Origin of the sequence: Sphingomonas sp. LY29 (genome assembly GCF_035593985.1) — a bacterium.
Taxonomy (GTDB): Bacteria; Pseudomonadota; Alphaproteobacteria; order Sphingomonadales; family Sphingomonadaceae; genus Sphingomicrobium.
Window position 1 is genome coordinate 1030337 of record NZ_CP141587.1, and the last position, 24142, is coordinate 1054478.

Annotated in this window: 20 protein-coding genes; 1 reads left to right on the plus strand and 19 read right to left on the minus strand. The window is 66.4% G+C overall.

Features of this window, described 5'->3' with window-relative positions; all coding sequences use genetic code 11:
• Positions 1-2: 2 nt before the first annotated feature.
• The 16 genes from gspK to cysD form a co-directional block, all read right to left on the minus strand.
• Positions 3-986, minus strand: a complete 984-nt coding sequence (gene gspK, locus SH584_RS05205; protein WP_324809103.1) for a type II secretion system minor pseudopilin GspK — start codon at positions 984-986, stop codon at positions 3-5.
• A complete protein-coding gene (gspJ, locus tag SH584_RS05210) occupies positions 983-1609 on the minus strand; it encodes a type II secretion system minor pseudopilin GspJ (RefSeq protein ID WP_324809105.1) in 627 nt (208 codons plus the stop codon). Before gspJ ends, gspK begins: the two co-directional genes overlap by 4 nt.
• The gene (gene gspI / locus SH584_RS05215; RefSeq protein ID WP_324809107.1) at positions 1609-1977 is read right to left on the minus strand and encodes a type II secretion system minor pseudopilin GspI; all 369 of its coding nucleotides are present in this window, start codon (positions 1975-1977) and stop codon (positions 1609-1611) included. Before gspI ends, gspJ begins: the two co-directional genes overlap by 1 nt.
• Positions 1977-2417: a GspH/FimT family pseudopilin gene (locus tag SH584_RS05220; RefSeq protein ID WP_322842232.1), complete on the minus strand. Its 441-nt coding sequence runs from the start codon at positions 2415-2417 to the stop codon at positions 1977-1979. The genes gspI and SH584_RS05220 overlap by 1 nt, the downstream gene beginning before the upstream one ends.
• On the minus strand, positions 2418-2888 hold the full coding sequence (gspG, locus tag SH584_RS05225) for a type II secretion system major pseudopilin GspG (protein ID WP_324809108.1): 471 nt from the start codon (positions 2886-2888) through the stop codon (positions 2418-2420). It abuts the gene before it with no gap.
• The gene (gene gspF, locus SH584_RS05230; RefSeq protein ID WP_324809110.1) at positions 2889-4118 is read right to left on the minus strand and encodes a type II secretion system inner membrane protein GspF; all 1230 of its coding nucleotides are present in this window, start codon (positions 4116-4118) and stop codon (positions 2889-2891) included.
• Complete coding sequence (locus tag SH584_RS05235; protein WP_324809112.1) at positions 4111-5715, minus strand: GspE/PulE family protein; 1605 nt, start codon at positions 5713-5715, stop codon at positions 4111-4113. Before SH584_RS05235 ends, gspF begins: the two co-directional genes overlap by 8 nt.
• The gene (gene gspD / locus SH584_RS05240) at positions 5712-7835 is read right to left on the minus strand and encodes a type II secretion system secretin GspD (protein ID WP_324809114.1); all 2124 of its coding nucleotides are present in this window, start codon (positions 7833-7835) and stop codon (positions 5712-5714) included. Before gspD ends, SH584_RS05235 begins: the two co-directional genes overlap by 4 nt.
• Positions 7832-8674 carry a type II secretion system protein N gene (locus tag SH584_RS05245; RefSeq protein ID WP_324809116.1) on the minus strand — a complete coding sequence of 281 codons (843 nt, stop codon included), beginning with the start codon at positions 8672-8674 and terminating at the stop codon, positions 7832-7834. Before SH584_RS05245 ends, gspD begins: the two co-directional genes overlap by 4 nt.
• A 129-nt stretch (positions 8675-8803) precedes the next feature.
• Positions 8804-11575: a TonB-dependent receptor domain-containing protein gene (locus tag SH584_RS05250; protein ID WP_324809118.1), complete on the minus strand. Its 2772-nt coding sequence runs from the start codon at positions 11573-11575 to the stop codon at positions 8804-8806.
• 83 nt (positions 11576-11658) lie between these two features.
• On the minus strand, positions 11659-13191 hold the full coding sequence (locus SH584_RS05255) for a hypothetical protein (protein WP_324809119.1): 1533 nt from the start codon (positions 13189-13191) through the stop codon (positions 11659-11661).
• Between the two features lie 126 nt (positions 13192-13317).
• The gene (locus SH584_RS05260; protein ID WP_324809121.1) at positions 13318-13674 is read right to left on the minus strand and encodes a winged helix-turn-helix domain-containing protein; all 357 of its coding nucleotides are present in this window, start codon (positions 13672-13674) and stop codon (positions 13318-13320) included.
• 69 nt (positions 13675-13743) lie between these two features.
• Positions 13744-14502: a molybdopterin-dependent oxidoreductase gene (locus tag SH584_RS05265; RefSeq protein WP_324809123.1), complete on the minus strand. Its 759-nt coding sequence runs from the start codon at positions 14500-14502 to the stop codon at positions 13744-13746.
• Positions 14499-15356 carry a cytochrome b/b6 domain-containing protein gene (locus tag SH584_RS05270; protein WP_324809125.1) on the minus strand — a complete coding sequence of 286 codons (858 nt, stop codon included), beginning with the start codon at positions 15354-15356 and terminating at the stop codon, positions 14499-14501. The genes SH584_RS05265 and SH584_RS05270 overlap by 4 nt, the downstream gene beginning before the upstream one ends.
• Positions 15357-15396: 40 nt before the next feature.
• The gene (gene cysN, locus SH584_RS05275; RefSeq protein WP_324809126.1) at positions 15397-17235 is read right to left on the minus strand and encodes a sulfate adenylyltransferase subunit CysN; all 1839 of its coding nucleotides are present in this window, start codon (positions 17233-17235) and stop codon (positions 15397-15399) included.
• Positions 17235-18146: a sulfate adenylyltransferase subunit CysD gene (cysD, locus tag SH584_RS05280; RefSeq protein ID WP_324809128.1), complete on the minus strand. Its 912-nt coding sequence runs from the start codon at positions 18144-18146 to the stop codon at positions 17235-17237. Before cysD ends, cysN begins: the two co-directional genes overlap by 1 nt.
• A gap of 94 nt (positions 18147-18240) precedes the next feature.
• Here cysD and SH584_RS05285 point away from each other — a divergent pair, with 94 nt between their 5' ends.
• Positions 18241-19419 carry an acetyl-CoA C-acetyltransferase gene (locus SH584_RS05285; protein ID WP_324809130.1) on the plus strand — a complete coding sequence of 393 codons (1179 nt, stop codon included), beginning with the start codon at positions 18241-18243 and terminating at the stop codon, positions 19417-19419.
• Here the strand turns inward: SH584_RS05285 and SH584_RS05290 are convergent.
• From SH584_RS05290 to SH584_RS05300, 3 genes are all read right to left on the minus strand, one after another.
• Positions 19416-21509, minus strand: a complete 2094-nt coding sequence (locus SH584_RS05290) for a TonB-dependent receptor plug domain-containing protein (RefSeq protein ID WP_324809132.1) — start codon at positions 21507-21509, stop codon at positions 19416-19418. The genes SH584_RS05285 and SH584_RS05290 overlap by 4 nt on opposite strands.
• Positions 21510-21618: 109 nt before the next feature.
• On the minus strand, positions 21619-22332 hold the full coding sequence (locus SH584_RS05295) for a hypothetical protein (protein WP_324809134.1): 714 nt from the start codon (positions 22330-22332) through the stop codon (positions 21619-21621).
• Positions 22333-22422: 90 nt separating this feature from the next.
• A complete protein-coding gene (locus tag SH584_RS05300; protein ID WP_324809136.1) occupies positions 22423-24141 on the minus strand; it encodes a M56 family metallopeptidase in 1719 nt (572 codons plus the stop codon).
• Position 24142 lies beyond the last annotated feature (1 nt).

Sequence of the window (24142 nt, forward strand, 5' to 3'; positions counted from 1 at the left end):
GCCTAGCTTGCCTCACCCCATTGCCGCGCGACGATCCGCGCCGGCTTTTCCCGCGCGTCGATCAGCGCGCTTTCCCTTACGTCGACATTGCCCGCGCGGACAATGGCCTCCATCGCGAAGAAGTCGGTTTTCAGGCGAACCTGCTGGCTCGCTTCGGGCGCGACCGGGAGGCCCTCAAGCGCGGGCGACTTCCAGAAGTCGATCACCGCCTCATATCCATCGGCAGGGCGCGACGCGATCACCGTCCGTGCGCGACTGAGGTCGAGGACGTCGGGTACCAGCATCGACAGCAGCGGCGCCTGCTCCGGCAACAGCGTGTTGATGTTGATCGGCGACATGTCGGTCGTCGGCAGCGCGCAGATCCACGGGCGCAGCAACTGATAGTCGCGCGGCGTGACGCCCGCGACCGCGCGAAGCTCGCTGGGGTCCGCCATCAACTGGTTGGCGGGCAGCCCCGCGGCGCTTCCCGAATAGGCACTGTCCTCGCCGCCGAGGCGAAGCGGCGTCCCGTCGCTGTCGATATAGTCGGCGGTCATGTCGGCGATCTTTTCGGCCTCCCCCGACTGCACGCCGAGCACCCGCATCAGCGCGGCGAACTGGCGCGCGCCGCGTTCGCGCGCCACCAGCAGGCCGCCGCCTCGCTCCTCGACCAGGCTGTTTAGGTTGAAGCAATTGCCCCCGTCCGCGACCTTGGCGCGGGCCACCGATCCGTCAGGCAGGGTGACGGTCCGCTCGACCCCCATCCAGTTTCCGGCCGTCGTGGTGCGCGTGCCGTCGGCCGCAATCAGAGCCTCGATCCGCGCCATTGTCAGCGCTTCGGCGGTGCCAAGCCACGCACGCGACTGCGCCACCGCGGCGACGTTGCCGGCCAGCCGCGTGGCGATGCCGACGCGGTCGAGTACGGTGGCCGCGATTGTCGCGATGACCGCGACGAGCAAAAGGACGGTCAGCAAGGCGGTGCCTTCCTCGCCGGGGCGCGGAGTCATGCGGCATTTCCCGGCGGAGGCGTCGCGAGCCCGGATTCTGGAGTCAGCTTCTTTCGAACGTCGGGAAGCGCGAATACCATCGTCACCGCGGGCGCGCCTTTCGGCGTCAGCACCAGTTCGACGGCGGCGGGAAGCGGGCGCTCGGGCGTCGAGGCATAGCTTCCAGACCAATTGCCGTCGGCCGATCGATAGCGAAAGGCCGCCGTCGCATCCTTCGCCATAAGCGCGGGTGCTGCCTCCTCGCCCCGATCGAGGCCGCGGTGACCGATCCGCGCCAATCCGCCGCCTTCGACACGCCACTGGACCCGTTGCAGCGACGAGCGCGCCTCGTCGTCGATGTTCTGCCAGCCCGAGCGAACGAACTGCATTTGGTTGGCATCGCCAACGAAAGGCGGCCGAACCGCACTGCCGTCGCGCGTCGATCGATCGACCGCCTGTGCAAGGTCTCCGGTCAGCAAGGCGTGAAGGCGCCCCGTATCGCTGACGTCGGCAAGGCGCGCCTCGACGGCGGTCTGGGTGTCGACGCTGCTGCGCAGGATCATCACGCCGGCTGCCGCAAGGATCGCGAAGATCACCAGCGCGACCATCATCTCGACCAGAGTGAAGCCTTCCTCGCGCTGCATCAGGCGACCCGCTTGACCATCGTCAGCGCCGCGCGCCCCCGTCCGCCTTGCTCGATCGCCAGCAGGTCGATCCGGACCAGCCGCTGGTCGGCGGTCGGCGTGACGGTACGAGTCACGACAAAGGCTCTCCCCGCATTGGTCACCGGCCGCGTCGTCGCGCCCCGAACGATCGGGCCGACGTCGGTCTGCGCCAGCGCCGCTTCGTTCTGGACGACAAGGTCGGCGACCAGCCGCGCGTCGAGATCGGCGGTCGTCGCCACCGCGAACCCGTCGAGCCGAAGCAAAGCCAGCGCCGCGATCGCGAACACCGACAGCGCGACCAGCATCTCGATCAGCGTAAATCCGGATTCCGACGAAGCGCGGCGCATCAGTCGACCCGGATGTCGCCGTTGGCAGCGACCGCGACATTGGCGACCCGATCGTCGTTCGTCAGTCGCACCGTGACGGGCGCGTCGGGAAGGCCGAGCGCGTCAAAACGAACGCGTGCACGCCCGCTCGTCTCGCCCGCCGTCACCCGAATGCCCTTGTCCCAATTGGCGCCCTCGAACGGCTTATCGGTCAGCGGTTGCCAGCGCCCGCCGCGATACTTCTCGAAGCCGTATCCGGTGGCGCTGATCCACGCGCTGACGGGCGAGCCGGTAACCACCGCCTCGTCGCGCGCGGCGCCGAGCCGCGCGGCGTATCGCGTCGCCGCTTCGCTCGCACCGCCGCCGACCTGTCCCGCGGTGAGGACGACCGCGCCGGCGAGCAGGCCCATCACGAGGAGGACCACCATTAGCTCGACCAGCGTGAAGCCGTCCTCGCGCATTCAGCCCTTCGCAGGCTCGGACCTGATGTCGGCATTCTCGTCCGACCCGCCGGGCGCCCCGTCGGCGCCGAAGGACACGATGTCAAACGGTCCCGACTTGCCCGGCACCGTCAGTTGGTACGGGCGACCCCACGGATCCTGCGGCACATTCTTGATGTAGCCGCCGGGACGGTAGCGGCCCGATTGCGCCAGCGAGGGCGGCGGCGTGACGAGGGCATTCAAGCCATCGCTGCCCGACGGATAGGTGAGGTTGTCGAGGCGATACATCTCCATCGCCTGTTCCAGCGTGGCGATGTCGGCGCGCGCCTTGGTTTCCATCGCGCGGTCTTGGCTCGGCAGGACGTTGATCATCACGACAGTCGCGAGCAGGCCGATGATGACGATGACCACCATCAGTTCGACGAGGGTAAAACCGTCCTCTTCGTCGCGTTGCGGACGATTGGCGAAGCGGTTGAGCAAAGTACGCAGCATTTAGCCTCCGATCAGCGATTGAAGCTGCAGGATGGGAAGAAGGATGGCGAGCACGATCGTCGCGACGACCACGCCCATCACGACGATGATCGCGGGCTCTAGCATCGACAAGGCGGTCGCGGTGAACTGGTCGAACTCACGCTCGAGATAGTCGGCCGCCTGCGCAAGCATGGCGTCGAGCCGCCCGGCGCTCTCGCCGCTGGCGGCAAGATACACGAGCAGTGGCGGGAACACCCCTGCCCGCGCCAGTGCACCCGAAATGCTACCCCCGCCGCGGATCGAAGCGACGATTTCGTCCGTCGCGCGGCGCAGGGCGCGGTTGGAAATGGTGCCGGCGGTGAGACGCAAGCCTTCGACCGCTGGAAGACGGCTTTCCAGCATCGTAGACAGCGTCCGCGCCATCCGCGCGGCATGAAGGTCGCGGATCAGGCGGCCTAGCAACGGCATTCGCAGCAGGCCGCGATCGAACGCCAGCCGGAAGTCTTCGTCGCGAAGCGCGCGCCACAGGATGACCGTGCTGAGCGCCAGCGCCAGCAGGATCGCCCACCAGTAAGCAGCAAGGAAGGCGCTGATCCCGATGATCACCCGGGTCAGCAGCGGCAGTTGCTGGCCGACGTCCTGGAACTGTTCGACCACGCGCGGGACGACCGCGATCATCAGCGCGGCGACGACGCCGATCGCGACGATCGTCAGCACTATCGGATAGGCCAGCGCCGACAATATCTTACCGCGCATCTCGGCCTGCCGTTCGAGCAACGCCGACAGCCGTTCGAGCAATTCGGGCAGCGAGCCCGAGCTTTCGCCCGCCGACACCATCGCACGATAGAGCGGCGAGAAGCTTTTCGGCTCGCGCGCCATCGCGTCGGCCAGGCGGCGGCCTTCGACGACGCCGTCGGCAACCGAGGTCACGATCTGGCGGACATGCGGCTGCTCGCTCTGGCGCGAAATGGTCCGAAGCGCTTCCTCGAGCGGGCTGACCTGGCTGATCGTCGCCAGTTGCCGCGTGAACAGCGTCAATTGCTTCGCCGAAAGGCGATTGCGATGAAAGGCGATCGGCGTGTCGAGCGACAGCTTGCCGGGGGTCGCCCCGCTGACGTGCGGCTCGACCCGGACAACGTGAAATCGCTTGGCCTCGAGGTTGGCGCGGGCGGCGGCGTCGTTGGCAGCCTTCAGCCGGCCGCGTCGCTCGCGGCCTTCCGGGTCGACCGCGAAATAGGCGTACTCAGGCATCGACCGCCGAATCCTCGCGGCGCGAAATCCGGATCGCTTCGTCGGGTGTGGTCACGCCTTGCATCACAAGCTCCCGCGCGGCGGCGGTCAGGTTGGGCGCGCGGGCGAAGGCATGGTCGGCAATCGCTGCCTCGTCCGCGCCCTCGTTGATCATTCGGCGCACCGCCCCGTCGATCCGCACCGCCTCGAACACGCCGATGCGGCCCTTGAAGCCGCTCTGCCCGCACTGCTCGCAGCCGTTCGGGCGATAGAGAACGACGTCGTCACCGAAACCGAGCAACGCGCCGACGCCCTCGTCCTTCGCGACCTGCTGCTTGCACGCGTCGCACAAGCGCCGGACCAATCGCTGTGCGATGACCGCGCGGATGGTCGAGGCGAGCAGGAACGGTTCGACCTTCATGTCGCGCATGCGGGTGATCGCACCGACCGCGTCATTGGTGTGGACAGTGGACAGGACGAGGTGCCCCGTCAGCGCCGCCTGAACCGCAATGTCGGCGGTCTCGCGGTCTCGGATTTCGCCTACCATGACCACGTCGGGATCCTGGCGGAGAATAGCGCGCAAGCCCGCGGCGAAGCTCATTCCCACCTTCGAATTGACCTGCGTCTGGCCGACGCCGTCGACCGCATATTCGACCGGATCCTCGACGGTAAGGATGTTGCGGCTGCCGTCGTTGAGTTGCTGCAGGCAGGCGTAGAGAGTGGTCGTCTTGCCCGATCCGGTCGGGCCGGTGACGAGGATGATCCCGTTCGGCTCGGCTAGTGCGTCGCGGAGCACCGCCTCCGACGCGCCGTCGATGCCGAGCGCGTCGAGCGTCAATCCGGCGGCGTCCTTGTCGAGAATACGCAGCACCACCCGTTCGCCTGCGCGGCTTGGGAGCGTCGACACGCGGACGTCGAGCATCTTGCCGCCAAGCGTCAGGCCGATGCGCCCGTCCTGCGGAACGCGCCGCTCGGCGATGTCGAGGCGCGCCATCACCTTGATCCGGCTGACCACGACCGGCGCGACGTGCGCGGGCATGCGCAGCGATTCCTTCAGCACCCCGTCGACGCGCATCCGCACCAGCAGCCCGGACTCGTATGGCTCGACGTGGATGTCGCTGACCCCGCGACGGATCGCCTCGGCGATGATGCCGTTGATCAGCCGGATCGCAGGGGCGTCGTCGGCGCTATCGAGCAGATCCTCGGCGGTCGGGATTCCGCTGGCGAGCGCATTCAGTTCGTCGTCGCCGCCGATTGCGCCGGCGAGGCCCGCCGCGCTCTGGTCGATCGCGTAGCGCGCCTGGAGATAGCGATCGAACGCCTGTCCATCGACGCGTTCCAGTTCGAACGGCCGGCGCAGGTGGCGGCGTACTTCGATTAGCGCCGCGGGATCGGCGCCTTCGCGAAGCGCGACGGTGACCCCGTCGTCCTCGCGCGGGACCAGCACCACGCCGTTGGCGCGCGCGAAGGCGTAGGGAATGTCGATGATCGCGGTGAACGGGATCACCTCGCGCTCGATGCGCTCGGCCTCGACCGCATCGACGGTGACGAGCTCTTCGCGAACGATGGCGGGTTCGTCCGCGCGGGTCTCGATCTCGATTCCGCGCCTGATGCTCATGGCGTCGGCTGCGGTGCCGGCAAGGGTTGCGGCGGATAGGCGACGTCGCCCGGGATCGCCGTCGCCGGGACCGGCGGAACCCCGCCCATATAGTCGCGGATCAGGCTGTCGAGGCTCGGCTCGACGTCGGGATTGCGACGGATCTGCTCATTGCGGATGTAGCCATAGCGCTGCGCCGTCACCTCGCGCGCTTCCTCGCGCGTGCGGATTAGTGTCGGGCGAATGAAGACCATCAGGTTGGTCTTGGCCTTGCTCCGCGAGCGCGACTTGAACAGTTCGCCGAGCACCGGAATGTCGCCGAGCAGCGGAATCTTCTCGATCGTCCGCCGCTCATTCTCGTCGAGCAGCCCGCCGATCGCGAGCACATCACCGTCGTCGACGGTCAGCACCGTCTTGAACTCGCGCTTGTTGATGATGAGGTCGTTTGAGCGCGCCGACACCGGGCCCGCCACGCTCGACACTTCCTGCCGGATGAACATCTTGATCGACCCGGACGAATTAACCTGCGGCTTCACGTCGAGCTGGATGCCGACATTTTGACGCTGCACGGTGCGGAAGGCGTTGTCGAAATTGGTCGACAATTGCTCACCGGTGGTAACCGGCACTTCCTGCCCGACCAGCAATTTCGCTTCCTGATTGTCGAGCGTCATGATCGACGGCGCCGACAGCAGGTTCGACGACGTGTCGGATTTCACCGCGTTGACGATCGCACCGAACAGCGTGTTCTTGGCGATGTTCACGACGCCCCCGCCGAAGCCGCCGGTCGCGCCGAGGATCGACTGCACCGCGGCGTCGGTGACGCCCTGGCCAAGCGGACTGTCGGTGGTGGTGATGATCGTGCCGTCGTCGCTGGTCGTCTGCTGCCGGCCCAGCCGGTAGTTCGCCACCGCGCCCGCGATCGGAAAGATATTGGGCTGCGCGTTCGAATAGTTGGTCGCAAGGAACGGCGCATTCTTGCCCGCGAGCAGGAACTGTACGCCGAGCCGCTTGGCGGCCTCGTCGCCAATCTCGACGATGATCGCCTCGACCAGCACCTGTTCGCGCCGCGTGTCGAGTTGCCGGATCACCTCGCCCAACTGGCGCTGCGCATTGGCGTTGGCGGCGACGATGATCGCATTGGTGCCGGTGTAGCGAGTGACCACTGCCGGGCCGCTGCGAATGATTCCCGTACCCGACGATTGCGGGGTCGCCGCCGGGGTCGCGGCGGGGCGCGGTTCGGACGGTCCGGCGCCGGTTCCTTCGCCTTGCTGTTGGCGGATGAACTGGGGGGCTTCGCTCGCCTGCGTCACCGGCTGGCCGACCAGTTGCTGCAGGACAGGCAGCAGTTGCTCGGCGTCGGCATGCTCAAGCCAATAGACCTTGATCTCGGTCCCGCCCGCGGCGCGCGCGTCGAGGTCGCGTGCGATCGCGGCGAAGCGCTCGACGGTGGCGCTATCGCCCCGCAGGACGACCGCATTGCTGCTGTCGATCGAACTGACGGTGACCCCACGCTGTCCCTCGCCGCCGCCCGCGGCAAGTGCGGACAACGATGTCGCAATTTCGCGCGGGCCGACGTTGCGCAGATAGACGATGCGGCTGCTGTCGGTGTCGGCATTGCGATCGATGCGCTGGATCAATTGGCGGATCTTGGCGACGTTATCGGCGAAGTCGGCGACGACCAGGCTGTTGGCATTGCGGTTGGCGGTGATCGAACCTTGCGGGCTGACCAGCGGGCGCAGCGTTTCGATCGCGCCGGGCGCATCGATCGAGCGAAGGCGGAAGATTTCGGTGACGAACTGGTTGCGGCTGGCGGCACGCGAGCCGACCCGCGACGGCTGGCTGGCGGCACCGTCGACCGGCTGAATCCGATAGCCATTGCGGATCGGCACCGCGACCAGCCCGTTCGCGCGAAGGGTCGACAGGAAGATTTCGAAATATTCGGAACGACTCATCGACCGACCGGACACGACCGACACCTTCTGATTGACGCGGCCATCGACGACGATCGTCAGGCCGGTGACCCGCGCCGCGTCCTGCGCGAAGGCGCGCACGTCGGCGTCGCGCATGTTGACCGTATACTGGGCCGCGACCGGTGCCGCGATCATCAGCGACAAGGCGACCAGAGAAGAACCTAATTTCATGAACCGCCTGCGACGTTGAGGGCGATCGGCACGGTTTCGGAACCGCGTTCGACCGTCAAGAGGAGCCGCGCCCCGGGCGCGATGCTGGTCTGGAGTTGGGCGACATCCGCCGACGAGTTGATCCGCGCGCCGTTGACCGCGACGATGACGTCACCGGGCCTGAAGCCAGAGGCGGCGAACGACGCCGCGTCGGCGCCGGCAAGCACGGAAATGCCGCTGATCCGACCGCCTTGCGCACGCGGCGCGAAGTTGAACGCCTCTCGCATCGCCCCTACCGACAGGCTGCCTGCGCCCTCGGCCAGCGACGCGGCCGGCGTGGTCGACGACGGAGCGGCTGGGGCCGACGCGACCATCTCGCTCGCCTTGTCCTGGTCGAGGAACAGCCGCTGCTGCTGCCCGCCGCCGCGATCGAGGACGACATAATCGAAATGCACGGCGACCAGCTTCACGCCCGGAGCTACGTCCTGCCCGACTGAAAAGCTTTCCTGCGCTCCGTCGGGCGTCCCGATAATGGCGGCGCCGCCGCCCAGCCCTTCACCGCGAATACCGAACAGCTTCACGTCGATCGCTGCGGCCGCGGCGCCGACCGGTCCCGCCCCACCTCGAAAGAAGGGGTCGACCACCGCCAGCACTGCCTGCTGGACCGCGGGAGCCAGGGTCCGCGCGCGAGGCGCCTTCCATTCGCCAAGAGGCCCGACGGGACTGACCACCGCCCAGAACAGTTGCGCGATCGCGACGGCGATCCCGGCAAGCAGCAACGCCTTCGCCCACCGATAGACGTCGGTCGGCATCCATCGCCTGTAGGACGACCAGCGTTCGATGACGGCAGTTCGAATCAAGGCGGTGACGCCCTCCCTCCCCTGGGCTTGGGCGCAAGGCATGTAAGTTGAGTGACTCGATTATGACGGCTTCACGACGGATTGGAAGAGGCTGAATCGCCTCTTTCCAATCGCTTGCCGTCCAGATCGTTACAGTTTGAGCGTCGCCGATAGCGAAAAGGCGCGGCCGACGTCATATTGCTGGATGATCAGCCGGCTGTCGTTGAGCGTCTGCACTTCCTCATAATCGGTGCCGAGCAGGTTACGGCCTTCCAGCTTGAACTCGATCGACTTGCCATAAATCGGGATCGCCTCGCGAAGCACGACGTCGAGCTGGACGCCCGGCTTCTCGATGAAATCAGGGGTCAAGTTGGGCCCGCGGTTGGTCGCGCGCTTGCTGGCATAGGTCAGCAGCAGCGACTGTTGCGACAGCCGCTCGGTGTTCTCCAGACCGAGTTGCAGGTTGAGGAGGTGCCTCGACTGTCCCGTCAGGCGCAGCTTGCGCGATGTATCGAAAACCAGGTTCGCATCGATCGGGTTCGGCTGACTGGTGAAGCTGATCGTCTGGTCGCCGTCCTCAATTTTGATCTCGGAATCGGTGAAGGTGTAGTTGCTGATCGCGGTGATCCGACGGTCGGCCAGCCACCCACCGATCCCCCAGTTGCGAAACGGGAAATACTTCCGGAACTCGAACTCCGCGCCATAGAGCGTCGCCTTCGGCGCGTTGGCGAACGACGTGACCAGCGAACTGCCGAGGTTGACCGCGGTGGTTTCGATCGGATTCTTGATGTCCTTGTAGAAGCCCGCGACCGACAGGATCTGGTCGCGACCGAAATACCATTCGTAGCGCGCGTCGAGGTTGAAGATCTCGCTATCGACCAGGAACTGGTTGCCGAAGAAGGTGCGCTGCGATTCGGTGTCGCGATACGGCTGCGGCGCAAGCTCGCGGAACTGCGGGCGAGCGATCGTCTTCGACGCGGCAAGTCGCAGCTGCATGTCGTCCGCGAAATTCCAGGTCAGCGTGCCGGCCGGCAGGAAGTAATCGGCGCGGATCCGCGACGCTGCGGCTGCCGGCTGGCCGAACAGCACCGCCGGCGTCACCGACTGGTCGCCGTCTTCGTAGCGAACGCCGAGGTTGAGCGTCACGCCCTTCACCGGTTCGATCTCCGCCATCAGGTAGCCGGCGTTGACCTTGAGCGCGGCGTCGTAAGCCGCCGAGCCGAGCCCGCCCGTCGTCTCGCGGAGCAGCACGCCATAATTGTAGACGTTGAAGTCGCTCAGCAGGTAATCGATCCGCTGCTGCGCGACCGCCGCGTTGAGCACGCCGTCGGGGAAATATTCGAAGTCGCGGCGGATCGCCGAGCGCGTGTTGTCGGTGAAGGCATAGCCCGCCGACACGGTCACCGGCACGGGCTGGTAAAGCCGATAGGCGACGTCGATCCCGCCGTACCAAAGCTTGTCGTCAAGCGTGCTGAACGAGATGTGCGCATTCTGCCCCGGCGAGCGGAGATCGTTGACGTAATCGCCGATCACATCGTCGAAGACATAGCTGTAATTGCGCTCGTACGGTGCGTCGCGCTTGGTCTTGGCGTAGCTTCCGCGAAGATCGATCGACAGGTCGCCGAAACGGAACTCGCCGGTGACCTGGCTGTCGAACAACTGCCGTTCGTACCAACTCGTCGCGCCAGTGTTGAGCGTGCCGTCGGGCCGCACCGCGCTTTGCGAAACCGTGTCGAAGCTGTTGCCGGTCGCGATCCGCGCTTCCTTCAGCGTGTCGCGAATGAAGATGTTGGTGAAGCGCAGTTTGTGACGGTCGAGCTGGAAGCTCAGATTGGCCATGCCGTTCACGACCATCCGGTTCTGCGTCGACAGATAGCGAAAGTCGGAGGACGGGCTTAGTCCTTCGTCGGGACCGCCGGGCGTGCCGTTGCGCGTACCCGCCTGCTGGACCCCGCCGCGGGTGCGCCAGCTGTTGGAAATCCCCGCGACCGCAATGATGCCCACGTCGACCGCGCCGAGCGAAAAAGACTCGCCGCCGGCGATGTCGAAGCTGCCGTTGATGGGGATTTCGTTGTTCCGCTGGATCAGCGTGGTCGGCGAGTTGACCAGGCTGGCGGTCGCCTCCTGCACCTGCGCGACCGAGAAATCAGGTCCGACCACGAGGCGATTGCCGCTACGGATCGCCGATGCGAGCGGCGACGGAAGGTCGCGCGCGCCATCGTCGAAGCCGGTGAAGTCGCTGTCGCTTCCGAAATAGGTGTAGCCGAGCTGGCCCGTCGTTTCGGTATCGCCGCCGACGCCGAAGCCGATGTCGAGAAACCCTTCCTTCGGCGCGGTCCGGGTGGTCAGGTTGATGACGCCGCCACCGAATTCACCCGGATAATTGGCCGAAAAGCTCTTCTGGATGACGGTCGAGGCGATGATCGACGTCGGGAACAGGTCGAGCGGCACGACGCGGCGAAGCGGTTCGGGGCTGGGCAGCGGCGAGCCGTTGAGCAGCGCCAGCGAGTAGCGCTCGCCAAGCCCGCGCACATAGACGAAGCGGCCACCGACGAGCGAAAGGCCGGTGACGCGCTGCAACGCGCCGGCGATGTCGCCTTCGCCGGTGCGCGCAATGTCCTCGGCCGACAGAACCGACACCACTTCGGGCGTCGAACGCACCGGATTGGGGATGTTGCGACCACGGACGATCACTTCCTCGACCTCGTCGTCGGCGCCCGGGCCGCTGATCTCGACCGGGTTCGCGTCCTGCGCGCCGGGCTGCGCCTGGTCCGCGGTTTCCTGCGCAACCTCGGGATCGGCGGGATTGCCGACGGTAGATGCCGACGGCGACGACGGCGGCGCGGTCTGCGCGAAAGCGGGCGCGGCGACGAGCGCACTGGTCGCAAGGAGGGCGGCGGCGAGCGTCGGATGCTTGGTCATGGGGTTCACCGATCGATGGTCTTTAAGGGGAAGGGAGCGGCGACCGATGCCGCCGCTCCCTCGATCTTCGGTTCGCGCTGGGCTCAGCCTGCGGCCGGGACGGAGAGGCAGCTCGCCTCGTTCGTCGCCGTTCCGCAGGTCCAACCGCGCCACCAATTGTCATTCGCATCGCGCACCGCGCCGATGTAGTTCACGGTGACGAAGCTGCTCGACAGCGCGGTCGGGCTCGTGAACGGACGGCCGTTTTCGTTCGCGCCGTTGATGAAGGTGCCGGTCAGGGTCGAGGTGCCATTCGACACATTGTTGGTGCCCGCGTTGAAGATCGCCGCGATCTGCGCGGCGGTCACGTCGGCGTCGTCGAGGAACGGCGTGGCGCAGGCGAAGAACAGCGAGTTGAAGCGCGGAACGCCCTTCTCGTCGGTGCCGGTCGCCTGGATCGTTTCTGCCGTGTCGACGTCGAGGCACACTGGCGCCGAGACGACGCCGTTGTAGAGCGCCGCATCCATGCCGCCGCGAAGGTGGATGTACGGCTGCGCCCGGCTCGACACGAAGGTGAAGTTGGACAGCAGGAAATCGGTGCGCGGAACGGCGTTGACCGGCTTGTCGGTCGAATCGCCTTCGATGAATTTGTCGCCGCCGCCGCTGCGCTGCGTCACGATCGCGAACTGGGTCGCGCCTTTGTAACCTGAGTCGACGTCAAGCGAGTCGTCGTCGTTTCCGGTCAGCACCAGATACTTCTGGTTCACGCGGCCACCGAACCATTCGATGCCGTCGTCCGAGCTGTTGTGCACCTGGACGTTGTTGATGATCGTGCCCGCACCGACGCCGCCCAGCGTAATGCCGTTCAGCTCGTTGTTAGTGTCGACTCGGAAGCCCGGGTAACGGACCTGAAGGTACGACAGGCGCCCCGAATTGTCGTTGGGCGACGCGCCGCCGTAGATCGACCCGCTGGTGCCCTCGACCGGGGCCTGGCACTGGATCGTCCCGCCGGTCGCCCCAGCGTCGGCGCAATCGCCGATCGGCGCGCGGCCGAGGACGACGAGACCGCCCCACTCGCCAATCGAATCGGCAGTGCTGGTGCCGACGACGTTGCCGCGGCTGGTCATGACGACCGGGCGAGTCGCGGTGCCGTCGGCGATCAGCTGCGACCCGCGATTGACGACAAGGAAGTCGGCGCCCGACGCTCCGAAGACGGTGACCCCCGCGTCGAGTGTCAGGATGCCCGACTGCGCGCCGGCGGCGGGGGCCGACGGATCGGCGCCCTGGTCGTCACCGACCTGCACCTTGCCCGATAGCGAGTAGATCGTGCCGGCGAGGTTCTGAAGGCGAAGGTTCCCGCGAATCGTGCCCGAAACCTGGCAGACGCGGCGGCTGTCGTTGCCCGCGGTACCGACCGCGATCGTGCCGACGTCGGCGGTGCCGGTGGGGCAGCTCGGCGCGGCGGTGCCCGGCGTCGGGGTCGGTGTTCCGGTGCCCGGCGTGGGCGTGGGGGTCGGCGAGGGAACGACGATGACGCCTTCGCCCGGCGAGGCGACGTCGTCGGCTCCGCCACAGCCCGCAAGTACGACGGCGGCCGCGCCGACCATCAGATATTGGGCGATTTTGCTGTTGATCATGAACCTGCACTCCGCTCGCGTAAGAAATCGATGTGACGATCGGCGGCGCGGTATCGACCTGCCCCCAGAGTCGAGTTGCGAACTAGGGGCCGGGAATGACGGCTTGGTGTGGTGTTGATGACAATATCAAGAATCGGGATCGGCGACGAAACGATAGCCCTGACCGCGAACGTTACGGATCAGGTCGGGACCGCCGACGATGCCGAGCGCGCGGCGAAGTCGGACGATGCCTGCGGTCACCGTTCCTTCGTCGAGGGCCTCGTCTTCCCACAGGTCACGAAGCAGCCGCTTGCGCGATACGACGGTCGAGGGGCGCTCCATCAAATAGCGCAATAGGCGGCATTGCATCGCGGTGATCGGGACCGAGCTTCCGGCGCGGCGCACTCGATAGCGGTGCAGGTCCAGCTCCAGGTCGCCGACGCGAACGACCGATTCCTCGCCATGCGCGAAGCGATGTTCGATGCTCGGGGCGGACGATCCCATCCCTCCCTGATCGCCTGCCTAGTTTGCGGCTTCGGGACGGGAAGGTGACGAAACGGAGAATGAGCGGCGCTAAATTCCGGCGTACCAGGCGTAGTCGCCGACATCCTCCCAATAGCCGCCCTTACCGCCATAGAGATTATCGAGGCTGTCCCTCGCCTCGATCCGCATGACGAATTTGGCGTGCTTGTAGCCAAGCTGCCGCTCGACCCTGAGCCGCGTCGGTGCGCCGTGGCCGATCGGAAGGCGATGGTCGTTCATCAGCACCGCCATGATCGTTTGCGGGTGGAAGGCATCGTCAAGGTCGATGCTCTCATAATAGGGCCGACCGCCGCTATCGTCGGCACAGTGGAAGACGATGAAGCGCGCGCGGCTCGACAGGCCCGCGGCGCGAAGGATCGCTGCAAGCTGCGGACCCTGCCACTTACCGATCGCGCTCCACCCTTCCACGCAATCGTGACGGGTGATCTGCGCGCGTTGCGGCAGGGCCCCCATGTCGCGCAGCGACAGGCGCAGCGGCCGCGCGACCAGCCCGTCGACGATCAGCCGCCAATCCTCGAAGTTGTTCGCGGCAAGCGCTGCCCACTCGGGTGATGCCGGTCGGCGGTTGCCGTTGGTCCGAAACACCGGCGACATATCGGCGCGACCATATTCGCGGGCGAGGCCGGGCGCGACCATCCGCTGCGCGCGCCGGTGAAGACCCTCCGCCCCTTTCAGGAGATCGCGGAAGTCGGTGTTGGCATTGAGGCTATCGCACCCCGACAGGATCAGTCCCGAGGCGCCAAGCGCCATGCCGCCGATCAGGCGTCGACGATCGATCGGCCCATTCATTCGATCGGCTCCTTGTCCTTCGGAACGCGGTAGCGGCCGGTCACGATCGAGCGGAGTTCGTTGAGTGGTCCGGCGAGCAGCACCATCGCAATGTGGACGATGAAGAAGCCGACCAGCAGCACCATGGCGATGAAGTGCAATGACCGCGCCGACTGCCTGCCGCCGAAAATGTCGAGCAGCCACCCCCACCCCGCGTCCATCGCTGGCGACATGGTCAGGCCGGTCAGGATCAGCAGCGGCAACAGGATGAAGATCACCCCCGCGTAACTGAGCTTCTGGAGAATATTATAGCGCAGCGCCTTCGCCCCGGTCGGGAAGCGAAGCCGCGCGTGATCCTTGACGTCCTGCCACACATGGCTCGGCCGGATCTCGTCCCGACCGATGGTGAGGTCGCGCTGGAAGTGCCGGTTGACGAGGCTGACGATCATGAAAGCGGTCAGGCCGATCGCGAACACCCAGGCGAAGGCGAGATGCCACAGCCGCGCGTCGGCCAGACTGTAGCTGGACGGGATCGTCGCCCAGTGCGGGAAGGCGCGGCGCTGCGTCGCGCCCGCCTCGTCCTTCCACACCCCGAGCACGCCGGTCGTCGTCACTTCGATCGGACCGCTCTTCAGATAACCGCGATCGCCCTGCGATCCGATCTCCAGCCAAGCATAATCGGCATTCGCGCCATACTGACCCCAGTAGAGACGTGGGTGCGCGTTGAAGATCATCAGGCCGCTCATCAGCAGCACGAGCAGCGTGACGGCGTTGACCCAGTGCCAGACGCGGGTCGCCAGCTTGTGCCGAACGACCAGATCGCCGCCCGTCGGTGCAGCGTCTTCGTCTGGTTCGACCGTCCCGGATCCGTTCATCACCCTCGCCATCTCATGGAAGATACGGCGCGGGCAATGGTCAGGACGCCGGCTGCATCAGCCGATCGACGATCAGGTCGGCGGCTTGCTCGGGCGTCATCGTCATTGTGTCGATCACGATCTCGGCATCGTCGGGCGCTTCGTAGGGACTGTCGATGCCGGTGAAGTTAGCGAGGTCGCCTGCCCGTGCCTTCGCATAGAGCCCCTTCACGTCGCGCCGCTCGGCCTCGGCCAGCGGCGTATCGACGAACACTTCGACGAACTCACCGGCCGGAAGCATCGCCCGGACCATCTCGCGTTCGGCGCGGAACGGGGAGATGAAGGCGCTGATCACGATCAGTCCCGCGTCGGCCATCAGCCGCGCGACCTCGCCGACGCGGCGGATATTCTCGATCCGGTCGGCCTCGGTGAAGCCCAGATCCTTGTTCAGTCCATGGCGAACGTTGTCGCCGTCGAGCAGGAAGGTGTGCCGCCCTTGTCCGTGCAATTTCTTCTCGACCAGATTGGCGATCGTCGACTTGCCAGCGCCCGACAGGCCGGTGAACCACAGCACCATCGGTCGCTGCAGCTTGAGCGCCGCATGTGCCTCGCGACTGACCTCAAGCGCCTGCCAATGGATGTTCTGCGCACGACGAAGCGCAAAATGGATCATTCCCGCCGCGACCGTCGCGTTGGTCAGCTTGTCGATAAGGATGAACCCGCCGAGCGTACGATTGTCGGCATAGGGTTCGAACACGATCCCGCGATCGGTCGCGATTTCAACCACCCCGATCCCGTTGAGGTCGAGCGTGCGCGCGGCGAGATGCTCCATCGTGTTGACGTTGACCGCGAACTTGGGCGGCTGGACCGTCGCGGTGACGTTCTGCGTCGCGAGCTTCAGCCAATAGCCGCGCCCAGGGATCAGCGCATCCTCGCTCATCCAGACCAGCGACGCCTCGAAGCGGTCGGCGACTTCGGGCGGCGATCCCGCGGCGGCGATGACGCTACCGCGGCTGCAATCGACCTCGTCGGCCAGCGTCAGCACGATCGATTGCCCTGCCACGGCCTGCGCTAGATCGCCGTCAGCTGTGACGATGCGCTCGACCTTGCTCGTTGTCCCGGCGGGAAGCACGCGCACTTCGTCCCCCGGCACGATGCGCCCGGCGGCAACCAGCCCCGAGAAGCCGCGAAAGTCGTGACTCGGCCGATTGACCCACTGCACCGGCATCCGGAATGCCGCGCCGAGGTCGTCGCCATCGACCTCGACGGTTTCGAGATGCTCGATCAGCGCCGGCCCGCGATACCATGGCATCTCGGGCGAAGCGGTCGTGACATTGTCGCCGCGCAGGGCCGACAGTGGAATTGCGGTGAACTCGTCGATCCCGATGCCGCCCGCGAACTCGCGATAGTCCGCGACGATCTCGTCGAACCGGGCCTGCTCGTAACCGACCAGGTCCATCTTGTTCACCGCCAGCACGAAGCGCCGAACCCCGACCAACTGCGCCAAATAGCTATGGCGCCGTGTCTGGGTCAGCACGCCCTTGCGCGCGTCGATCAGGATGACGGCGAGGTCCGCGCCCGACGCCCCGGTGACCATGTTGCGCGTATATTGTTCGTGCCCGGGGGTATCGGCGACGATGAAGCTGCGCGCCTCGGTCGCGAAGTAGCGATAGGCGACATCGATCGTGATGCCCTGCTCGCGCTCGGCGGCCAGACCGTCGACCAGCAGCGCGAAGTCGATCTCCTGTCCCTGCGTCCCGACCCGGCGACTGTCTGCCTCGAGCGCCGCCAACTGGTCGTCGAGCAATAGCTTTGAATCGTACAGCAGCCGGCCGATCAGCGTCGACTTGCCGTCGTCCACGCTCCCGCAGGTGATGAAGCGAAGCAGCGTCGCGGCCATTAGAAATAGCCCTCCTGCTTCTTCTTCTCCATCGACGCATCGCCGCCGTCGCGGTCGATCACGCGCCCCTGTCGCTCGGAGGTGGTTGATCGGCGCATCTCGTCGATAATCCCGGCCAGCGTATCGGCCCTACTCTCGACCGCCCCAGTCAGCGGATAACAACCAAGCGTCCGAAATCGGATCGACCGCATCACCGGCTGCTCGCCGTCGCGCAGCGGGAAGCGGTGGTCGTCGATCATCAGGATGGTGCCGTCGCGGGCAACCGTCGGGCGCTCAGCGGCGAAATAGAGCGGCACGATCTCGATGCCTTCGCGCTCGATGTACTGCCACACGTCGAGCTCGGTCCAGTTGGACAAGGGGAAAACGCGCAGGCTTTCGTTCGGCCCCTTTCGCGCATTGTAGAGGTTCCACAATTCGGGGCGCTGGTTCTTCGGGTCCCAGCCGTGGCTCGCCGACCGGAACGAGAAAATCCGCTCCTTGGCGCGGCTCTTCTCCTCGTCGCGCCGAGCCCCGCCGAAGGCCGCGTCGAAGTGGTGCAGGTCGAGCGCCTGCTTCAACCCCTCGGTTTTCCACATGTCGGTATGGAGCGCACCATGGTCGAAAGGATTGATCCCGCGCGCCTCCGCCTCGGGATTGCGATGGACCAGCAAATCCATTCCCGCCTCGCGCGCGGCGCGGTCGCGAAGCTCGTACATCGCGCGGAATTTCCAGGTCGTGTCGACATGGAGCAATGGGAATGGCGGCGGCGCCGGGAAGAACGCCTTGCGCGCCAGGTGAAGCATCACCGCGCTGTCCTTGCCGATCGAATAGAGCATCACCGGGCGCTGCGCCTCGGCGACGACTTCGCGCATGATGTGAATGCTCTCGGCCTCGAGCCGGTCGAGATGGGACAGGGTGCTGGTCGTCGTCACGCGGGGGCCTTAGCGGAAAGTCCGCCGCCAGCGCCAGCCGCGCCTTGCTCGCTTCGTGCGCATCGCCCATGTCGCGGGGGAAGGAGATCGCGTGATGGGTGCAGCCTATATCGTCTCGGCCAAGCGGACCGCCGGTGGTCGCCGCGGTGGCGCGCTCAGGGATTGGCATCCGGCCGACCTGGGTGCGGCTATTCTCGACGAGCTCGTCCGGAACAGCGAAATCGACGCGGCGGTCATCGAAGACGTCATCGTCGGCTGCGTCAGCCAGGTCGGCGAGCAGAGCTTTCACGTCGGCCGCAACATGGTTCTTGCCTCGTCGCTTCCCGACAGCGTGCCCGCGGTCACGATCGATCGCCAATGCGGAAGCTCGCAGCAGGCGCTCCACTTCGCGGCGCAGGCGGTGATGAGCGGGACGCAGGACGTCATCATCGCCGCCGGGGTCGAGCATATGACCCGCGTCCCGATGGGAACCCCCGTCATCCTGCCGATGCAGGCCGGCATCGGGATTGGCCCATGGAGCCAAGCGATCAAAGACCGCTACGGGGTCGCCGAATTCAGCCAGTTTACCGGCGCCGAAATGATGGCGAAGAAATATGGCTTCGATCGTGAGGCGCTCGACGCCTTCGCGCTCGACAGTCACCGCAAGGCGGTCGCCGCGACCGACTCTGGCACCTTCGCCGACGAAATCCTCGTCCTCGACGGAGTCGACAAGCAGGGCGTCCCGATCCGCCACGCGCATGACGAAGGCATCCGCCGCGATGCCACTGCCGAAGGGCTCGCGGAACTCAAGACGCTCGTCGCGGGCGGCGTCATCACCGCCGGGAATGCCAGCCAGATCTGCGACGGCGCCTCGGGCGTCTTGATCGCGTCCGAACGCGCGCTTGCCGATCACGGGCTGACCCCGATCGCGCGGATCGAGAACCTTACCGTGACCGCGGGCGACCCGGTGATCATGCTCGAAGAGCCGATCCCCGCCACTCGCCGTGCGCTCGAACGATCGGGGCGCCGGCTGGACGAGATCGACCTGTTCGAGGTCAACGAGGCGTTTGCCTCGGTGCCGCTGGCGTGGCTCCAGGAACTGAAGGCCGACCCCTCGCGCCTCAACGTCCACGGCGGTGCGATCGCGCTTGGCCACCCGCTCGGCGCCAGCGGCACCAAGCTGATGGCCACGCTCGTCCACGCCCTTCGCGCTCGCGGCGGCCGCTATGGACTACAGACGATGTGCGAGGGCGGTGGAATCGCCAACGTCACCATCATCGAGGCGCTGAACTAGAAGGTCCCCTTCACCGACAGCTGGAAGATCGGCCCGATCAGCTGGTCGTGCTTCTGTTCGAATTCGACCGGGCTGACGTCGCGCCGGCCCCCATAGACGATCCGGTCGTAGCGGTGGCGCGCGTTGAGCAGATTTCCCGCCGAGGCGCGGACGGTCAGTCCGTAGACGTCCTTATGCTCGACGAACACGTCGGCGAACACCGGCCCTTCCCAGCCGCGGGCGATCTCGGTCAGGAAATAGGTTGGCGTGACATGGCCGTGATTGGCCGACGCACCATAGGCCCACTTCGTCCCCGCCACGTCGTGACGGAACGAGATTTCGGCCCAGCGATCCTGGGTCCCGCTGATCGCCCGCCGCTCGCCGGTCAGTGGATCACGCACGCGTGTCCGTTCGAACCCGAAGACCAAGTCGATCTTGGCGCCCTTCAGCCCCAGATTGTCGAACTGGATGGTGCTGGTCGATTCAAGGCCGAGGCGGGTCGCGCGCGGCAGATTGCCGATCGCCTGCCCTGTCTCGCCGATCGGCACGATATCGATGATGTCGTCGATGCGGTGGCCGTAGAGCTTCAGCCGGCTTTTCCCCCAGGCCCCGAAATCGCGCCCGACCTCGGTCTCGATCTCCCAGCTCTGCGGCGGAACCAGGTCGGGATTGCCGGCATTCTCGCGGTCGGAACCAAAGTTCCGCTGCGCAAGGAAGTCGTAGAAGCTGATCTGCCCGACGCGGCGGCGAAGTTTGAAACTGGCATCCCATGATTTCGACGGACGCCACGCGAGCGACAGGCTGCCTTTGGGGCGGAAGAACTTGCGTTCGGAATCGGGAATATCCTCGCGCTGGATTCTCGAGATTTCGCCGCCGCCGGTCAGTTGGAGGTCGAGCTTGGGCGTCAATGGACGGCTGAAGCTCGCCACGCCTTCGTAACGGGTCTCGGAAACGATTCCGCTGCCCTCTGGATAGTCGACCGGATCGAACGATCCCGAAGGCGAGAGGATCGACAGCGATCCTTCCTGCTCCAGTCGATTGCTCGCGCGCTCAAGCGACAACTGCCAATCGTTCTTGCCGCTTTTCCAAGCGTACTCGGCGCGGCCGATCGTCTCGCCGACATGGACGTCACGAAGCAATTCGACCCCGACCGCGGGCGCGCCGCTGTCGAAGCGGGTGACCTGCCTGGTCCGCGTCGGCTCATGCTCGAATTTGCGCAGGCCGATGAACTTCAGGCGCCCCGGCCCGACCGCGAAATCATAATCGCCGGTGATGTCGAACACGTAGCCGATCTGCGTCTGCGTCGTCCGCCGCGTGCGATCGTCGCCGTCGGCGCGGATGCGTCGATCGTCGTCCTCGAAGTCGTACCAATAGGGTGAATGCGCGACCGTCAGATTGGCGATCGACGATTCGGGCGCGTCGAGTTTGAACTTCGCGGCCATGCGCGGCTGGTCGAAGTCGGAGCTGATGACCTGCTCGCGCCGCTCGACCTCCGCACCGAAGCGGTCGCTGATGATCGCGGGGCCGCCATAGGCACCGCGGCTCGCGCCATTGTTGATCGACAGCGTGTAATCGAGCGGCCCGGCGCGATCGGAGAAGCTGACCGAACCGCGCAACAGGTTGGGGTGGGAGTAATGCGGGCGAACGTCGGGCCGCCATTCGAACTGGCCGCTCGCCTTGGCGGTCGCCTTGACGACCACGTTGGCGACCTGCCCCGACAGGCCGGCGATCCCGAGCTGCGCGGCTTCGACGATTTCGATCCGCTCGACGTTGGCGGCGCTCATCCGCTGCAATTCGGCGATCGCGCCGCCCGATTTGTCGGCGATCCGCTGCCCGTTGACGAGGACGTTCTCCGACGCCTGGCCGAGCCCGCGTTCCTGATCCGCGCCGCGGACCGTGAACCCCGGGATCTGGACGAGCATGTCGTAGGCAGATTTCGGCGCGAAGCGCGCGAAGTCGGCGGGGGTGAAGATGCGCCGGTCGCCTGCCGGGGTCGCCTGCGGAGGCGGCGCGACGGCGGGATCGCTGGTGACCGGGACCGCCTGCGCAAAGGCGCCTGCCGGAAGGCAGAAGGCGGCGCCGGCGAGCAGCATGGCCGTGTGGTTACGCAACAAGTTCATCGAAAATTCCCCCTAGAGGTGGGCGCTAGCCGGCGCCCGCGGCATGTGAAGTCGGCTTCGACCAGTGGCCATCGGTGGCCGCCAGTCCGACGAACGGGGGTCAGCGCTGCCGGCGCCACGGCTCGCGACCGCCGAAGATGCGGCGATGGACGAGTTGCTGCGCCGTCGGTCGTTCGACCCCCTGCTGCCGCAGCGCCGAAACATCGGCGGCGGTCACGTTGAAGATCCTCATCTCGACCAGCTTGTCGGCGGCGAGGTCGCGGTATCCGATCGCCGCGAAGCTGCGGATATACTCTGGCGTGACCTTGAAGATGCCGAGCGCTACCAGCTGATCGACGGTCGGCCGCGGCGCCCTGATCGAGACCAGCGTCTCGACCACCTCGCGCTTCACGCCCGACAGGGTCAGCGAGTAGCCCTGATTCAGCGTCGGGCGCGCAATCCCGTTCGCAGCGAGCAGCGCGTCGAAAGCGGGATTGGCGGCATAGTCGCACTCGCCCTTCCCGCCTGCCCGGCCGACGGTGCCGACACAATCGAGCCGCCCGGCATCACGAATGATGGAAAAGCGCGCAGGCACCGGCGCAGCACTCCGAAGCGCCGCAAGATCGAGACCGCGCAGGTCCGACACGGCAAAGCCCTGCCCCCAGCGACTGCGATTGCGCCGGTCGAAGCGCGACGCGAAATCGATCTGCACGTTGCCGTCGCGGCTCGCCTTGCTGATCGAGTAGGTCACCGGCGCGGTGCGCGCCTGGCAGGAAGCGCTGACGACCACGGTGGTCAGCAGGACGGCGGCGAACATGGCGATGGGTCGGGACATGGTGATCCTCCTTCTTGGTCAAATCGATGGGCAAGGCGCTGCCGGTCGCCCGTGGCCGGGCGTCAGGTCAGGCAGTTTTGGAAGCGGCCCTTAGGGCGTCGGCGTCGGGGCCGAGTCCTGGTCGGCCCAGTTGTGCGGGGCCGGCGGCAGCGGCGGCGTCGGCGCCCTGGGGACCATGCCGAGCATCCTCAGCTTGATCAGTTGTTCCGCCGACAGGGTGCGGTGACCCGCCGCCTTTACCCGCCGAACGAAGTCGGGAGTGATGCCGAGCGTGCGCAGTTCGCCGAGTTCTTCGAGCGACGCGGCGGCCTGCCCCGCGGCCCGCATTCCGCGAACATAACCCGGGGTGACCCGAAGCACGGCGGCTTCACCGATCTCGTCGGCACTCGCCGATCCGAAGCCGGCGGCGGCCATCGATCGGACGAACTCGGGCGTCACGCCCATCGCCTTCATCTCGATCATCTCGTCGGGGTTCAGATTGCGGAAGCGGGGCGAAGCGGCGCGCATCGCCGCGACATATTCAGGCGTGACGCCCATCACCTTCATCCCGATCGCGGTGTCGACGGGATCGCGCCCGCCAAGCTTGCGGTCGCGGCGACGCTCAATCGACGTGGCGATCTGGCGGCGGAGCGCTTCTGTATCGACGATCCGCGCATTGGAGACCGCCACTTCGGCAGCATTGCGGGCGATCGCGGTGCTGGTCATCACCGAGCGAGTGACCGTCTCGGCAATCGCCGGCTCGACCGCGTCGGCGATTGGCGCGGGCATGGAGGCCATGCCGGGCGCAGTCTCGTCGGCTGGCTCGGCCTCAGGCTGCTGAAACGTCAGTGCCGCCAGCGGTGCCGACATCACCAGCATCCCGGCGGCGAAGCCCGCGATCCACGAAGGCGCGGCGGTCCCGCGAGCAAGCGTGCCATCGAGCACCCGGCGAACCCGGCGCGTCAGCGAACCCTTCGACGGCGCGACGCCATGCGCGCCGAGCAGCAGGCCCTTGCACTCGTGGCGGGCGATCCCGACCAGCAACTGGGCGTAATCGGTATCGGCGATGTTGGCGGCAAGCACCGCGTCATCCGCAGCCTCCTCGCGCAACTGGTGCGCTTCGCGAGCGAGCACCCAGGCCAGCGGGTTGAACCAGAAGACCGCGGTCGCGACGCGCGCCAGCAGCAGCTTGATCCAGTCCAGCCGGGCGACGTGCGCCAGTTCGTGCGCGATGATCGCCTCCGCCTCGCCCGTCGCGCCGAGCGCCTCGTCGTTGAGCAGGATCACCGGGCGCATCAGGCCCCAGCTGATCGGCGAGCTGAGTTCGCTCGACGTCAGCAGCGCGGTCCCGTTCTTGAATCCCATGCGACGCTGCGCATGAGCCAGCGCACCGAGCCAGACCGGATCGACCAGCACCTGGGCGCGAGACTTAAGCGCGACCAGCCGAAGCAGAGCGAGCAGCGTGACGAGGATCAGGGCGACAGCGGGAATGGCGTAAAGAAAGCTGGTCAAGTCGATCGTCGACGGCGCCTCCCATGGACTGGACGCGGCGACCGGTGTTGCGGATTCTTCGACCGGCGCGATCGCGGGTAGGTCGGCCTCGGCAACCGCGACGGGCTCGACCTCGCTCGACGCCATCACCTGCGGCAGGTCGACGTGAAGCGCTGGAAGCGCGAGACTGGCGAGCGGCAACGCCACCAGCGCGACGAGCCCTAGATGCGCGATCAGCGACCGCTCCGATGCCGAACGGCGGCGGGTCAGGTATAACAGGCCCAGCGTTACCGCGGCCACCAACAGCGACTTCAGCGCAAGTCCGATCAGCGTTTCCATC